General features: G+C 55.9%; 12 protein-coding genes and 2 pseudogenes. 5 read left to right on the top strand and 9 right to left on the bottom strand.

The genetic code is table 11. The annotated features are described in order from the left end of the window. Window positions 1-324: 324 nt before the first annotated feature. The 5 genes and pseudogenes from AYT24_RS02380 to AYT24_RS02360 form a co-directional block, all read left to right on the top strand. Entirely contained in the window at window positions 325-3114 is a 2790-nt protein-coding gene (locus AYT24_RS02380; RefSeq protein WP_010932183.1) for a molybdopterin-dependent oxidoreductase, read from the top strand. Between the two features lie 18 nt (window positions 3115-3132). Next, window positions 3133-3732 (top strand): 4Fe-4S dicluster domain-containing protein, encoded by a 600-nt coding sequence (locus tag AYT24_RS02375; RefSeq protein ID WP_010932182.1) that lies wholly within the window; start codon window positions 3133-3135, stop codon window positions 3730-3732. 15 nt (window positions 3733-3747) lie between these two features. Continuing rightward, window positions 3748-4668 carry an NrfD/PsrC family molybdoenzyme membrane anchor subunit gene (gene nrfD / locus AYT24_RS02370; protein WP_010932181.1) on the top strand — a complete coding sequence of 307 codons (921 nt, stop codon included), beginning with the start codon at window positions 3748-3750 and terminating at the stop codon, window positions 4666-4668. 71 nt (window positions 4669-4739) lie between these two features. Beyond that, entirely contained in the window at window positions 4740-5303 is a 564-nt protein-coding gene (locus AYT24_RS02365) for a TorD/DmsD family molecular chaperone (RefSeq protein ID WP_010932180.1), read from the top strand. 1267 nt (window positions 5304-6570) lie between these two features. Beyond that, a pseudogene (locus tag AYT24_RS02360) lies at window positions 6571-6770 on the top strand (hypothetical protein); the annotation flags it as partial. A gap of 426 nt (window positions 6771-7196) precedes the next feature. Here AYT24_RS02360 and AYT24_RS02355 read toward each other — a convergent pair. The 9 genes and pseudogenes from AYT24_RS02355 to AYT24_RS02315 form a co-directional block, all read right to left on the bottom strand. Further along, window positions 7197-8522, bottom strand: a complete 1326-nt coding sequence (locus AYT24_RS02355) for a DUF389 domain-containing protein (protein WP_010932175.1) — start codon at window positions 8520-8522, stop codon at window positions 7197-7199. 94 nt (window positions 8523-8616) lie between these two features. After that, window positions 8617-9003 (bottom strand): hypothetical protein, encoded by a 387-nt coding sequence (locus AYT24_RS02350; protein ID WP_010932174.1) that lies wholly within the window; start codon window positions 9001-9003, stop codon window positions 8617-8619. Between the two features lie 223 nt (window positions 9004-9226). Then, complete coding sequence (locus tag AYT24_RS02345) at window positions 9227-9625, bottom strand: hypothetical protein (protein WP_010932173.1); 399 nt, start codon at window positions 9623-9625, stop codon at window positions 9227-9229. Window positions 9626-9774: 149 nt separating this feature from the next. Next, window positions 9775-9966: a DUF4177 domain-containing protein gene (locus AYT24_RS02340; protein ID WP_010932172.1), complete on the bottom strand. Its 192-nt coding sequence runs from the start codon at window positions 9964-9966 to the stop codon at window positions 9775-9777. 44 nt (window positions 9967-10010) lie between these two features. Further along, window positions 10011-11420, bottom strand: coding sequence for a proton-conducting transporter membrane subunit (locus AYT24_RS02335; RefSeq protein WP_010932171.1), 1410 nt, complete (start codon window positions 11418-11420; stop codon window positions 10011-10013). Between the two features lie 202 nt (window positions 11421-11622). Beyond that, a complete protein-coding gene (locus AYT24_RS02330) occupies window positions 11623-12501 on the bottom strand; it encodes an SDR family oxidoreductase (protein ID WP_010932170.1) in 879 nt (292 codons plus the stop codon). 415 nt (window positions 12502-12916) lie between these two features. Further along, a pseudogene (locus AYT24_RS10445) lies at window positions 12917-13116 on the bottom strand (hypothetical protein); the annotation flags it as partial. Between the two features lie 182 nt (window positions 13117-13298). Continuing rightward, entirely contained in the window at window positions 13299-13940 is a 642-nt protein-coding gene (locus AYT24_RS02320) for a MarC family protein (RefSeq protein ID WP_010932168.1), read from the bottom strand. Between the two features lie 199 nt (window positions 13941-14139). Beyond that, window positions 14140-16143, bottom strand: a complete 2004-nt coding sequence (locus tag AYT24_RS02315) for a ComEA family DNA-binding protein (RefSeq protein ID WP_010932167.1) — start codon at window positions 16141-16143, stop codon at window positions 14140-14142. Between the last annotated feature and the right edge of the window lie 45 nt (window positions 16144-16188).

Raw genomic sequence — 16188 nt, 5'->3', positions numbered from 1 at the left:
GCTGTTTTCATTTTTAGAAATAGCAGCCACCGTTATACATAAAAAGATATAGCGATCATGCCGGTTTTGCTACCAGAACTATAACGATTGTTGACTTAACAATCACCGCACGGCACACTTCAATACCGACACAAAAAACCAATAAACAATTGTTATAAAAACAGTTAACGGGAAAATAAATTTTGTAACCTTTTCCACCTGACGCTATATTAAGTACTCGTCTGCTTTGGAGTATACCCGGCGGATATACCATCCCTATCCAGCTATCTTCTTGTTTCCCGTGAGGGAATTACGGCATTAACCATCTGTCTGAAGGGACGTTTTATGCATAAAAAAATCATTTCACGCCGTCAGTTTCTCGCGGCGGCTGGTGTACTCGGCGGTATGTCGCTGTTGCGGCCAATCTGGGGTCTGGCGACAGCCTCGACTTCGGAAAGCACGGCGGCAGGCGGCGCGACCACCTGGGTGCCAAGCATCTGCAACTTCTGCTCTTCGTTCTGCGACATCAAGGTGCAGACCAGAGAGAGCGATGGCGTGCGCCGGATCGTCAAAATCGACGGCAACACCGAAAGCCCGCTGAATCGCGGACGCATCTGCGCTCGCGGCCAGGCGGGGCTGCGCCAGACCTACGATCCTGACCGACTCAAGCAGCCGCTGATCCGAGTCGCGGGCAGCAAGCGCGGTGAGTGGAACTTCCGCGCGGCCACATGGGACGAGGCGTACAGCTACATCGTCAGCCGTCTCCAGAAGATCAACCCGTGGGAAGCGAGCCTCATCGGCGGCTGGACGGCCTGTGTATCGTACATGCACTTCAGCCTCCCCTTCTGCCAGACCATGCAGATTCCCAACATCGTCGCCTCGCCGCTCCAGCACTGCGTGACAGCGGGACACCTCGGCACCGACCTCGTGACTGGCAATTTCAACGTGCACGACGAAATCCTCGCCGATTTCGAGAACGCACGATACATTCTCTTCAGTCTGAACAATGCCTCGGTGGCTGCGATTTCGACCGCCCGCGCCGTACGTTTCGGCCAGGCGAAGAAAAACGGCGCGAAGGTTGTCTGCCTCGACCCGCGCATGGGCGAGCTGGCCTCGAAGGCAGACGAGTGGATTCCGGTCAAGCCCGGCACCGACCACGCCTTCTTCCTCGCAATGCTGCACACGCTGCTTCGCGAAAAGCTCTACGACGCCGATTTCGTCTCGAAGCACACCAACGCGCCGTTTCTGGCGTACAAGGACAAAAATGGCGCGGTACATCTGGCCGCCGATATGAGCGGGGGCAAGCCATCATCATATTACGTGCTCGATTCGATCAGCGGAGGAGTCCGCGCGGTTCCGGGCTACATCAACACCAACGAGAAAGCAGCGGGCGGCGGACGCATCCAGCCCGCGCTCAACGCTCCGGCGGGGCTGACATGGAAAGGCCACGCGGTCAAGACGGTGTTCGACATGTTCATCGAGGAGTCCGAACCCTTTACCCCCGAATGGGCCGCAGCCATCACCGACGTGCCTGCTGAAACGATCCGGCGTATCGCCATCGAGTTCGGCCAGGCACGGCCCGCAATGGTCGATCCAGGCTGGATGGGCGCACGTTACCACCACCTCATCGGCCAGCGCCGCTTGCAGGCGATCATCCAGACGCTCGTCGGCGGCATCGACAAGCCGGGCGGCTGGATGATGAGCGGCGAGTACCACCACCGCTCCGAAAAGGCATGGCACAACATGCAGCACGGCATCGACAGCAGCCACGAGCCGCCGGTCGAGCGCCCCGGCATGGGCTTCGCACACGCCCTGCTCGACATCTTCGCCAACCCGAAGGCGTGGGAACATGGCAAACCGGCTCTGTCGTTCGCCTGGGCGATGGAGCAGCAGAAGCAGGGCAAGCCCTCGGCCTTCCTGCCCGCAATGGCCGACACCGGCCTGCTGGAAGCGGTCAAGGGCGAGCTGACTTTCAATGGCGAACCCTACCGAATGAAGGCGCTCATCATGAACGCGGCCAACCCGATGCGCCACTACTTCCCGGCCAAACGGTGGGAGGAGATTCTCACCAACGACAATCTCGACCTGGTCGTGGCCATCGACGTACTGCCTTCGGACACGACGCTCTACGCCGATGTGATTCTGCCAAACCACACCTATCTCGAACGCAACGAGCCACTGCTCTACCCGCTCGGCCCCGAAACGGGTATCGGCTACACGACGCGCCTGCGGGCCATCGAGCCGCTCTACGACACGCGCGACACCACCGACATCCTCTGCGAAATCGCCCGCCGCATGGGCAGGCTGGAGCCGTACCTCGATGGCATCGCCGAGTACGCGGGCCTCGATCCGCAATTGTTGCGGAACGAAGTGGCCGCCGCTCAACGGGCGAAAAAGCCGCTCAACGAGGCGTTCCTCAAAACCGCTTACGTGGCGATAGGTAAATTCTCCGGCAAGCTCACCGGCAAGGAGATGACCGGCGCGCAGGTCGAGGCGACCATAAGGGACAAAGGGCTGCTCCTGCTCAAAAACGCCGACGAGGTGGTTAAGGAGATGAACCTGCCGCGCAAGCTTCCCGTGCCGACCATGTCTGGACGTCTGGAGCTGTTCAGCCCGATTCTCGAATCGTTCGCACAGCAGGCTGGCCAGCAGCCGCTCTTCAATCCGGTGCTCGGCTACGTGCCGCGCGTCCTCACGAATCAGGGCGACAAGAACGACCTCAGCGCGGACGAGTTCTACTTCACTTACGGCAAGGTGCCGGTGGTGTCGCACGCCTCGACCAACAGCAATAACGCGCTGCTCGCCGCAGTCACTGAACCGAAAAAAGGACAGTTCATGGGTCTGTGGATGAACGCTGCGAAAGCGAAAACGCTCGGCCTCTCGAACGGCCAGGAGGTCGAAGTGACCAACCTGCGCTACGGTCCGAAGGTGAAAGCGACGCTCTTCACCACCGAAATGATCCGGCCCGACACGGTGTTCCTGCCCTCAGCTTACGGCAGCAAGAACAAAAAACTCAGCATCGCCGGAGGCAAGGGCACCGCCCTGAACGAACTGATGCCGTACAGCATCGAGCCGATCGCAGCGTCGTTCATGTCGCAGGAGTTCACCGTAAGCGTCAAGCCTGTAAACAGTTAACTGGAGGAGTAAGTATCTATGGCCCGTTATGGAATGGTAATGGATATGCGTACCTGCGTCGGCTGTCAGGCCTGCATGGCGGCGTGTTCGACCGAAAACCAGACCCCGTTCTGGAGCGAGAAGTTTCGGACGCATGTGGAGGACAAGGAGACAGGAGCCTTCCCCGATGTACGCCGGGTGCAGCTTCCGCGCCTCTGCATGCACTGCGAAAACACCCCCTGCCTGTCGGCCTGCCCGACCGGGGCGACCCATATGAACAAGGACGGCATCGTGCTGGTCAACTATGACCGTTGCATCGGCTGCTACGCCTGCTGCATCGCCTGCCCGTACGACGCCCGCTACGCCTACGACAGCGAGGATGTCCAGAAGGAGCGCGAACTGTACGGCAAACTGGTCACGCACGACGTGCCACATGTGGACAAATGCACCTTCTGCGTGCAGCGCCTGTCGGAAAAACTCGAACCGGCCTGCGTCGCCACCTGCCCGACCCACACGCGCATCTTCGGCGACCTCGATGACCGCAAGAGCGAGGTGCACAAGCTCGCCGCGAGCGGCAAGGCGCAGGCGCTCAACCAGGGCCTCGGCACCTCGCCGAAAGTATTCTACATCCCATCATAAAGGAGGGCACTCATTATGACCTTTGTACATCAGGAAGTATGGCACTGGCAGATCGCAACCTACCTGTTTCTGGGCGGTCTGGGCGGCGCGACGTTCGCCATCAGCGCGGTGCTTCACCTCTTCGAGGGGTGCGACCGCAAAATGCTTTCCGTGGCCGTCATGTCGTCGATAGCGTTTCTGGTCATCGGCACTGTGTTCCTGCTCGCCGACATGCTTCAGCCGCTGAAAGCAATCTATGCCCTGACCAATCCGCGCTCGTGGATTTTCTGGGGTGTGGTCTTCATCAACGCCTACTTCGTCGCAGCCATCGCCTATGTGATTCCGCTGCTCGAAGAGTGGCCGATGCTACAGCCAATCATACAGAAAATCCCCGCGCCGATCCTCGGCCTGCTCGAACGCTTCAACAAGCTGGTCGCCCTCGGCGGCTCGGCAGCCGGATTCCTCGTGGCGATCTACACCGGCCTGTTGATCTCGGCCGCTCCAGCGATCAACTTCTGGAACACCCCGGCATTGCCGCTGCTCTTCGTGATCTCCGGCTTCTCGACCGGCGCGGCCTGGCTGCTCCTGCTCTCGATGCTCTCCAGCAACCCCGGCGCACAGGCTATCAGCGCCAAGCTCGAACAGCTCGACGCCATACTGATCGTCACAGAACTTATTATTCTCGGTGCATACTTCAACTTCGCCATGTTCCTGCCCACCAGCGCGCGCGCCTCGGCGGAGTTCCTGTTCCACAGCCCGGTCTTCATCGTCGGCTTCTTCGTGGCTGGTCTTTTGGTGCCGCTCGCCATTGAAAGCTGGGGCATCTTCTTCGGCGGCCATTCGGAGAAGGACAAACCGAAGCTGACGATGCTGCTCGCCAGCGCTCTGGTGCTTGTCGGCGGCTACCTCCTGCGTATCTACGTACTCAAAGCCGGCATGTTCCAGTACCCCTGGTAAGCGAGCCAGAACCGACAACCCCGACGCCCGGCCTTCAAACGGATCACCGGGCGTCCATCGTTCGACCAATCATGACGCCGCTCCAGAAAGCCTACCGCTACAAATTCCTGAGCCAGTGCCTAGCTTATCCGAACGAGGCGTTCATCCCAGCTCTCAACGAAGTGCTGGAGAAGATCGACGCCGACCGCGACCCGCGGCAAACGCTCGTCGCCGCATTCGAACGGGAGGAGACAGAACCGCTACAGGCCGAGTACACCCGCCTTTTCCTCAACGGCTACCCGCACACCATCTGCCCGCCGTATGAGTCAGTCTATCTCGAAAAGCGGATGCACGGTGACGCCGCCGTGTCCGTCGCCGCCGCTTACACCGAATGGGAGATATCGGTCGAACCAGGCCTCATCGACCACCTCGCCACCGAACTCGAATTCCTCGCCTTCCTCGCATCGGCAGAATCGCTGGACAACACTGTAAGCGAGAACGCCAGCAAAGCCTCGAAAGCATTTATGCAGCAGCACGTGACCCGCTGGGTGCCGCAGTTTATTGAAGATTTGAAAGCTGGGGCGACGATGGATTGCTACCGGATGCTGGGGGAGGTGATGGAGAAGACGCTCGCCCCCCTGTCCCCCAAATCCTGAGAAAGACAAAAAGGGATGGGTTTTTACTCCCATCCCCTTTACCCCACCCAATTGCCATCTCGTCGTGATTTTGTGCGCAGAAACGCCGAAAAAAGCATGTAATCATTGACATTATTGAGTATTTGCGTAATCAACAGCTACACGTGCAGACAGGCAGAGCAATATCAGTGCCGCTCGACTGAAAGGGTTCCTTGACCTAAACGCTATTTGATCGAGCAAAAGGAAATGGTCATTCACTCGAATGCTATGGAGCTTAAGCTCGCAGTTCATTTTCTAAAACTGGTAAGACAGCAACCATGAATGATCCAAGAGGTTCTTATTGGAGGCGCTGGGACCTCCATGTGCACTCTCCATACTCTGAACTCAACAATGGATTTGGTTCAGTCTTTGACACCTACACAAAGAGGAATTGCTCGTCAAGGCGAAAGATTATGGCATCGCTTGTGTCGGAATCACGGATTATTTTCTCATCAACAGTTACAAACGATTGATTGAGCTGATCAACGACGATTCAAGGCTGAACGCTCTCCTCAATCCACCATATGCCGACTACGCCAAACAGCTACTCGTCTTGCCGAACATAGAATTTCGCTCCTCTACGATTGTACGGCATGTTGATATTGAGGGAAAAACCGCGACAAGAGAGCCAATTTTCACATCCTTTTCTCCGACTCAGTTCCGACGGAAACGATTGAAGAGGATTTTCTTCGAGAGCTAAAGTTCTCAGCCGATGGTGCCCCTGCCACTCCAGATGAAAAATGGCCAGTCACTCGCCGCAACTTGGAAGCACTTGGCAATAAACTCAAAGAGCAGCACGTAAGATTTCAAAAACACTCTGACATCTTTATTGGGATGATGAATGCCGTTGTAGACTACAACGCTGCAATACAAGTACTTGAGGGAAAACCGTCAAAGTTTCGTGGCAAATACCTTTTGACGAGGACCTTTCAGCTGTCAACTGGAACGACCAAGACCATCAGACGCGAAAGCTCTTTTATCAGGGTTCTCATTTCCTATTCAGTTCAAATGACAATACGAGAAAGTTTGCGCTGGGCAATTTTCACAACTCAGAAGACAAATACTTAGAGAAGTTTAAGACGAAAAAGCCCTGTTTACATGGATCAGATGCCCACAAATTCGACGAACTTTTTTTACCTAAATGTTGGCTCCCGGAAGAATATATACCTGTGAAAAGGGATGCTTGTTTTCAAGCAGACAGCTTCATGAAGGCGAACCGGAACCCCTCCCTGTGTACGGCCAATCGGTCATGCTGGTTAAACTTCACCAGAACGGGCGGGCAACACCGGCGATCCGTTGGGCAATTCAGAGCTCCAGCCTGTCGGCAAGTCAGCTGGCGGCCAGGCATGGCTGCTCTTGGCTCTCGATGAGCTTCTGGCCATCGTTCGCGAATGCATCAACCCAAAGGTCTCGCGTTCCGGACTCGACCGCTGTCTGCGCCGGCATGGTCGAGCGCTTTAACGGTCGGATAGAGGAGATGCTCAGGCAGACCAGATTTGCCGGCGCCAACGAGCTTGCCACAACGATCGGGCACTGTGCAAAGCTCGCTGACGCCCGGACTCGCAGACCTTGTCAGGCCATCGTACACTGCTGGATACCTTGCGGGCATGGCGTAAAGAGCGTCCGGATTTGTTTGTCAAAAACAGGCCAGCGTTTCCACCATCCGCTTCAGCGGGCCATCCTGACGTTAACTGCTCTGCTCTATTCAAATAATAGCCGACAAGTCTTAAGCAAGATATTAACTATTGTTAAAACTCTTCTAAAAAAAACCATAACAAGAGAAGAAAGAATACTGCGGTTAATCCTCCCCACAGCTCCATCAATCAAGAAAACAGCGCGGATAAAAAGAGCCAGGCGGCCATCAAGCGCTGACATTCACTCGAACACCACCCGCAGGCTGTCGTTCTGCAACCGGGCTTTGAGCCAGTTCTCCATTTTCGTGCGGTCAACCCGGCTGATGGGTTTTGCCGCCGAAAGGAGAACGTAACTTCTGTGCAGAGGTTTCTTGCCCGTGCTGTCTGAAAAAAGATAGGACTCAGCATAAAGGCAGCTCGTAATCTGCGGAAACAACGGCTTGAGTTCATTGAGAAGTTTCAGGCCGGTGTATTTGACCTGACGGAGACTATCTTGCTGCCTTTGATTGGCTTGCAACGCCGCATTGAGACGAGCGATTTCAATTTTCTGACGATCCGTCTCTACCATTTGACTCAGCTTATCCTGAAATTCCTTGTCTTTACTGATTACCAGCCCCTGTTCGAACTTCAGGGTGACCTGCTCGAGGCCGAATTTTTCCGCTCGCCTGCCCAATTCCACCTTGTCGTCACTGGTCAGCGGTTCGCCGGCATAAATCATTGAAATCGTGCGGCTATCGCCATCAATGTCATAGCGAAGCAGAAAATTCCCTTTGAAAAGGCTGACCGTTTGAACAAACCTTGTGGCGGTTTCAATAAAATGCTCCTTCTTGACAAGCACATAGCCGAAATAGACGCTCGGGATCAGTGTAACCAGAATGACCGCCGTGATGATACGGTTGATACCGGTTCTTTTCTCTTCCGGAAGAGAGCTTCGTAGCGGAATCCGCATCACTCGCGCGAAACCGACATTGGCAAGTCCGATGAAAACGCTATTGATTGTAAAAAGGTAGAGCGCACCAAAAAAGAAGGTGAAGTGGCCGGTCGCCAAGCCATAGCCCGCCGTGCAGAGCGGTGGCATGAGCGCCGTGGCAATCGCCACACCCGGTACCACGTTGCCCTTGAGTTTCGTGGTCAGGGAGATCGCCCCGGCCAAGCCGCCAAACAGCGCGACCAGTACATCATAGATGGTGGGACTCGTGCGGGCAAGCAACTCCGAATGAGCGCTGGATACCGGAGTGATGGCAAAATAGAGGGTTGAAGCGACCAGACTCGAAATCACCGCAAAAGAGAAGTTCTTGAAAGACTTCCGGAGCAACGGGAAATCATAGGTCGCGATGCTGTAGCCCATGCCGTTGATCGGGCCCATGAGCGGCGAAATCAGCATGGCGCCAATGATAACCGCGCTGGAGTTCATGTTGAGGCCGACCGAGGCGAGGATAATGGCAGAAATCAGCACCCAGATGCGCGCCCCGCTGAACATGATATCAGCCTCGACCGCGTTGTGGATGGCATCGAATGCCTCCGCATCCTGACGCAGGCTGAGAATACGCAGCAAAGATTTAAGCATGGCTAACAGGATAGTTGATCAAACCGGCGGCTGGCACGGCATCCCGAAATCAAAACAAACCAGGGAAAGTGCCGGAAAACTTCCGTGAAGCCTCCTACAAATCGAACGGATTGTTGATAATCTCGAAAGAGAGCTCCTTTCGATGGTCATGAAAACCGATTTTTATGTAATGGAGGTTTTCGCTTTTGAAGATATCATCACCCTTCTCGGCTGCGCGAAGGATGATGTGCCCCTTGTGATTGCCGAGTTCCCTCGACAGATCGCCCCATTTCCTGAACACAAGATTGGTATAGGACTCCCCCTCTCTGATGAAAATGACGTCGGCATCACCAAGATCGGTGATCTCGTCAGGCACCGAAAGAAGCGACATCTCCTTGCCGATCCAGATTCTGATTATTTCGCAGTGAAAAGGAAGAAACACGGAGTTGTGAACGACAAATCCCGTTTCTCCGTTACGAATGGCGGCTATAAAGCTTTTCATGCTACTATGGATAGTTTCATTTTCAGTACTTCACCATTTGTCGTAATGGGAACATACGTGATAGTCGGCTAAAAAACAGCCGTAACCGGAATATAACAAGCTTGTGTTCGATTCAGGATATGAGTTGGCAACGCTGACTTCCGGTCAAGGCTCTGGAATTTGTCACCCAGGATTAGACAACATCAGGAATCTTTGCACGAAACGCCAGCCATTCCGGTTCGAATCAGAACGGCACAGAATCAGCAACGCTGAACAGGCCGGCTTTCACCCCAGACGCTTGTGCCAAACGTTCATGCTTCCATCTCCGAGGAGGCCAGCGCGACGAGACGACCTTCGTGCTCGAGGCCGAAGTAGTCGATATGGCTCTCTGCATCGTTTCGAGCAGCCAGACAGAATCGTGGATCGGAAAGGGATAGGTGGAAAACACTTCGCGATAGATTCCAGCCATCGCCTCAACGTCGTCGCGCGTGCAGACGCGAAGCATAAACTCCGCCGGAAGCGGCGGCGGCGCAGAAGCTGGCTTGCCGGACGCATGCTTGGCGATGCGAGCGATCTCGGCGGCGTCCGGCGATGCGGCGCGGCAGCCATTCGCGACAAACTCCCTTTCCGGGCCTTTCAGCAACTTTGCAAAAACCTTGGTGTAACCCCTTTCGCGGGCGAGCAGCTCGAGCTAGCCTGTCAACATCTTCGGATCGGCCTCGCCGATCTTCATGAGAGAGACTCGGCGGCTATTACACAAGCTACCCTTCACTCCAAAGCGGTTCTCCATGGTTACTTCTCTCTCTCCATCACGACAATCATTTCTTCGCGTGCGCCTGTTAGAGACGGGATGCTGGCTGTAGCAACAGAGACGACAACCCATCCCTCGGTTGCGTACGAATTAATTGCCTTTTCGAGTTTTTCGGGATCGAACGTGCCGCCGAAGAAGCGGTCCTTCTGTGTGAGAACTTTGTACTCTTTCATGTTTATCTCCTTATGATTTGTGATTGTCCGCCTAACAATCCGTTTTACCGGTTCTGAGTTTGAGCAGCGCGAATCCGCCCGGTGGTGCGCGAACGAGAGGTGAACTTCGGCAGATGGGCCAGCACCAGCACAAAGAGAATGACGTTCAGCGTCTCGATGGCAACAAAAGTGGTCAGCGCCACGTCGGGCGCGCCGTAGATGATGAAGATCATACCAACACCAAAGCCGAGCACGCCCATCGACACAATCGCCTTCAGGCGCGAATCGCTCGTTAGCAAGAGGGCGGTCGCCAGCACTATAATCAGGGCAAGCGCGACCTCATACGACGCGACCGAAAGATCGGCGGGCAGCGTTACCGAAAAACCGCCAGAGCTGAAAAGCATCAGTGAAACCGGAATGAGCGCCGAGAAGATGATGACCGCGAGATAGCGTCGCAAATCGCCGTTCTGCAACACCGAGGTGAGCCAGGCGGCAAACCGCAGCATCCCCGACAGCGCCTCTTCGTACCAGATCGATGGCTTGACGAGACCAGGCAGATGAAGTGGCAGCAACCTTTTCAGGTCGCTCTGGCGGTAGAAGAGCAAGCCTGCGAAAATCATGGTGGCTGCGCCGGTAAAGAGGATCGTATCCTGCCAGAGCGCGGTGCTGCCGATTTCGTGGTTGAACCGCGCGATGAGATAGATGCCCGCCTTGACCATCGTGGCCGAGTGCAGGTAGGCGCTCACCGGCGAAGGCGCGGCCATGGCGTCGGGAAGCCAGAAGTGGAACGGAAACTGCACCGATTGGGTGAACGCGCCGACAAGAATCAGCGCGACAATGGCCGGATAGAGGCGATGCGAGGTGATGAGATCGTTCATCGCGTAGAACGAGGAAATCTCGAAGCTGCCGGTCACGTTCCCCAACAGCAGCATTCCGGCCAACAGCGCCAGGAGGCCGCCCGCCCCGGTCACGAGCAGCGCCTTCAGCGCTGAAGCGCGCGACGAAGCCGCATGGTGGTTGAAGCCGATCAGGAGGAACGAGCTGATGCTGGTCAGCTCCCAGAAGAGAAACAGCAGCAGCATGTTATCGGCCAGTACCACGCCGAGCATCCAGGTCATGAACATGCCAATGAAGCCAAAAAAGCGGTCGGCCTCTTCATGGTGGCGCAGGTAGACCGAAGCGTACAGAAACACCGCCGCACCGATAAGCGTCACCAGCATCACGAAGGTCAGGCTCAGCCCGTCGAGCACGAAGCTCAGGTCAAGACCGAGCGACGGCACCCAGCTCCAGCGCTCGCGCACCGGCACGCCGGAGGCCGCCTGCGGATAGCGGAGCATGAAGCTCGCGAACAGAGCTAGCGGAAAGGCAACTCCGAACCAGACAAAACGGGCCTTCAGCAAACGATAGAGATATGGAGCAGCTGCCGAAACGGCAAAGCCGGTGATGATCAGGGCAAGCAAAGGCGGGGTCCTCATCAAATGTCGAAGGCCCGGTTGCAGGCCATCAACTTCTATTAGACGAATCAACGTTCTGCTCAGAGCAACCTCGTTTTATGACAAGAGGTTCCTCTTAACGTCAACTGCTGCCGCATCTTGCGACTCAAATTGAAAAGAGTTGAAAGGCGGATAAATGAAGCCGGCGGCTATCCGGCTTCACTCGCGTATAACAACCGGTGCCTTACAGCGGTAGCAATTTGCACTCGTTGAAGAAGTCGCGCAGACGGTGGGTGCCGTACTTCGGCGAAACGAAATCCATCTTGCTGAGCGTGGTGGCAAACAGTGCGACATCGTGCACATCGCGATTGAAGAGGCCCAGCACGCCGACGATGCCGTCAGCCAGCCAGAAGGGCAGTGAAACCTGTACGGGCTGCGTTCCGGCGATTTCGATAGCCAGATCGACCATTTCACGGTAAGTGAACACCTCCGGGCCGCCGACTTCGATCTCTTTTTCGCTGCTGTCCACCGCATCGGCGCACACTTTGGCCAGGTCGGCGCCGTGGATGGGGTTCTGACGGTTGTAGCCGTCGCCAATCCACAGCATGAAGCCGCGGCGAGCACGGGCCACGAACTGGCCGATTTCCGAAAAGAAGCCGTTCGGACGGATGATTGTGCTCTCAATCTTCGCGGCCTGCAACTCGCGGACGAACTTTTCGTGCGCCTGCACGTTCGGGATGTTCATCATGCGATGCGCGTCGAAGACCGAAACGTACACGAACTTCTTCACCCCGGCCTTCAGCGCCTCGGCGAGAATGTTCATGTTGCCCTGATAATCCACGTCGAAGTTGTCGTGCTCGAAGTCGGGCTTGATCATGCCGAGCGACGAAAAAACCACGTCGATGCCGTCGCACAGCCCGGCGATGGTTTCCGGCTTGGTAGCGTCGCCGAACACCACATCGTCAACGAGCGTGTCGATCTCTGGCGCGAAAAACGGCCCCGGCTTTTTGAACTTCTCGGGATTGCGCACCAGCGCGCGCACCCAGTACCCGCGATTCTTGAACTCCTGCACCGCATACCGGCCAAGGTAACCGGTCGCTCCGGCCACAAGCACTTTCTTCATTGATTGCTCGGATAAGGTTGATGGATAACGCTTTTTCGACGGGCAATATACGCAATTCAGGCGAGGGGCGCAGAATGGGGAATGCCAATCTCAGGAGCGGAATGGTGAAGAGCAGGTGGACGAAACTGATGCGTCACGAAAAACTCAATACGTCTTTGAGGGCAGAACCTTCGTCAATCTCAACGCCTTACCATCCCACCCTTCACCGGTAGCTATCAGGTCCCGCCAGATTATGTTTATTGTTAACAAACAAATCCGGACGCTCTTTACGCCATGCTTGCAAGGTATCCCGCGGTATACGATGGCCTGACATGGTCTGCGGAGTCCGGCGTCAGAGAGCTTTGCACAGTGCCCGATCATTGTGGCAAGCTCGTTGGCGCTGGGAATCTCCTCTCTCCGGCCGTTAAAGCGCTCGACCATGCCGGCGCAGACAGCGGTCGAGTCCGGAACGCGAGACCTTTGGGTTGATGCATTCGCGAACGATGGCCAGAAGCTCATCGAGAGCCAAGAGCAGCCATGCCTGGCCGCCAGCTGACTTGCTGACAGGCTGGAGCTCTGAATTGCCCAACGGATCGCCGGTGTTGCCCGCCCGTTCTGGTGAAGTTTAACCAGCATGACCGATTGGCCGTACACAGGGGTTCCCGTTTGCCTTTATGAAGCTGTCTGCTTGAAAACAAGCATCCCTTCTCACAGAGATATATTCTTCCGGGAGCCAACACATATCGTCATATGTTTGAACGAACCAATCAATGAAAATGCTGTTAAAACATTGCTAAAGATAACCGCTGCCAACAAACTCACCCAGCACCCAGCCCGAACGCTCCGTGGATTCCGGCAATCACCATCTGCGCTCCGATGACGGCGAGGATCAGGCCCATCATTCGGGTAATGACTCCCAACGCGCTGGCTCCAATGTAGGTGACGAACTTTTCGCCCGAAACGAACAGCACGTAGGTGATGAGACACAGCACGCCGAACACTACGATGGTCACGGCCATCTCCATAAAATTCTCGCCCGTCGAGAAGTTCATTGCCGTGGCGATGGTGCCCGGCCCGGCGAGGATCGGCATCGCCAGCGGGGAGACCGTTACGCTGAGGGCCGCTTCGGGCGATTTTTTCTTGCCCGTTTCACTCGGGTGCTGCACGCTTGACTGGTCGCCTTGCAGCATGTGAAAGCCGATCAGAAAAACCAGCAGGCCGCCCGTGATCTGAAACGCGGGCAACGTGATGCCGAACAGATCGAAGATAAGTTTTCCGGCCACCGAAAAGATCGTCACGATCAGAAACGCCAGCAGCAGCGCTCGGGATGCTACCATCGCCGTCGTCTTTTTATCGTCGCCCTCCGTCAGACTCAGAAAAATCGGCACGTTGGCGATGGGGTTCATAATCGCGAAAAACCCCATGAACACCGTAAGTGCGTGAATCCACAAATTTGCCATTCTCTACTCCGTTCTTGCCGGGTTAACAGGAAAAATCCCAAAACGTTCTACAAAAAAAGAAATGAGCTTTCCCCATTATCATTCAACCCATGCTTTCCCGACAATGTAAGCATTCCGCCATCGCTTCAGAATGACAATAGCCCGGCAGAATCCTTCCATCCAACCCCCTCGACCCAACAATTCTGTCAATCTCCGCCTCTCAAAACTTCAGCATACACCCCACGTGGTACGAACCCGGTGACGAGGTATTGCGCAGGTCGTTGCCGCTGCTGTAAACGTCGCGGTCGTCGTACCATGTCGTTTCGTATTTGGCGGTCAGATTGAAGTTTTTCACCGGCTCGAAATCGAGCACAATAAACCACGCTTTGCCCCGGCCATAGTAAGCGTTGAGCATATAAACCAGCGGCAAGTCGTCTTCGTAGGCGTAGAGGGCAACATCGTAACTGTCGGTATCGAAACGGGCAAGGCGGGTCTTGAGGGTAAAGGGGCCTCGCTTCAGATTGATTTGCTGGTACAACAGCCACCCCTCTTCGCTCTCGGCTCCGGTGACAAAGTGGCTCCGGAGACTCTTGAATGCGGCTCGCGATTTCAGCGTGATGCCTGGAGAGCATTCGACTACCAGACCGAGCTGCACCCGGTTGGTAATTTTGGGCACCGGTATGTAACGCGATGTTCCGATGTTGCTATCGAACTGCTTTTTGGCCTCCTCCTTCTCCTTGTGCTGATACATAGCGTCCCAGGTCATCCAGCGGTTCTGCTTCCAGGTCGCGTAGAACCGCGCCTCGTAGCCGGATGACGGGTAGACGTAATATCGCTTGTCGAGCACCGGAAATCTGAACCTGTCGTACAAACCGGCAAGGGTCAGGTTATCACGCACTTTTGCCTTCAGGCCCAGATAAAGGCCCGACTCGTTCGATGCGTTGTCGCCCCGCTCGGCGAATGCTCCGGCAAACGGAGAGTAGTATTCGAAAGCATAGTCACGCATCGAGACAACACCGGTAATTCCCTTTGCCAGATCGGACTGAACGCCGCATATCCATGACAGGGCGCCGGGCTCGGTTGCGTATGCAGCCTCGCCGAAAACCTGTGTGTTTCGATACACGGCGCTCGCTTCGACCGATCCGAGCTGGCCGCCATTTTTGCCGTCATCGAGCCATGAGAGCGGAAGTCCGTATCTGTATTTCGCCCACGTCGCGCCAATGGCGGTGCTCAACTCTCCGGCGCGATAGCGGTACCGGAGATTCACGCCCTTGACCTCCTGAGTGAGGTTGTCCTTTTTGTTAAGCTCTGTGGCCGTGCGATGATAGCCAGTGGTTGCAATACTCGTGACCACATCGTTCTTGATGGTCGCATCGACCTTGTTGCTTGAAGTGAACGCCGTCAACTCGAACGGCCCCGGCGCAAGCGTCGCGGCCACGCCTTGCAAGAAGTTGTCCTCGCCCGCCGAGATGTAGGGACGAAGCGCCGGCGCGAAGAGCAGTACGCCATCGACGGCGTCCGAGCCTTTAAAAAAGTAGCGCCCCTGGCCGAAAACCAACCCCTGCCCGAAACTCAGCCGGTAATTTCCGATAACCGCCTGCGTCAGCATGCCGATGCCTTCAGCATGAACGTTGAACGAGAGAAAATCATCGATATCCGGCTCGCCGACATCGCTGTCTGACAGGAGATGCACGCCGTAGTGCGGCGTAGCTGCCTGGAAGCGGCTGTAGACATGCCGGTTGCCTCCGGCATACTTGCCGTTTGTGACCCCTGCACGTGGCGGATCCTCCCAGAACACCCGCCCGATCACGCTGCCCTTGACTCTTTCGGGCAGCGCTTTTTTCTTCACCTCAGGGGGCAATTCGAATGAAAGGTATGCGGCGAAACGGCGGGCAGTGTCCTTGCCGATCACCGCTTCGAGTTCGGCGACGGAACCGATTGGTCCGCGCTGCTCCCGCCACTCGATGATTTTCGCAGCATCGGCGGCACTCAGCAGCGGCAGTTTGAGCAGTTGCTCTTCGGTGGCGCGATTGACCGGGATTTTGTTCCGGCGCAACTCTTCGAGGTCGCTGAACAGCTCATCGGCATTTCCCATCGAATCGGAACGGTCGAGAAGCTCTTCGAAAGAGTCGAAAGCCAGCGCCGGAACCGGTGAGGCCACAGATGCCAAAAGCATAGCCGACGCCGTCATGCGGCGCAGCCAGGTAGTGTATGTCGGTTTCATCGCAAGGGGTCGATGAAAATTGGAGAGAAAAAAAGCGATAAGCCC

This window comes from Chlorobaculum tepidum TLS (assembly GCF_000006985.1).
Classification (GTDB): domain Bacteria; phylum Bacteroidota; class Chlorobiia; order Chlorobiales; family Chlorobiaceae; genus Chlorobaculum; species Chlorobaculum tepidum.
The sequence above is the reverse complement of the archived record's forward strand: the minus strand, read 5'-3'. Positions and strand labels throughout refer to the sequence as shown.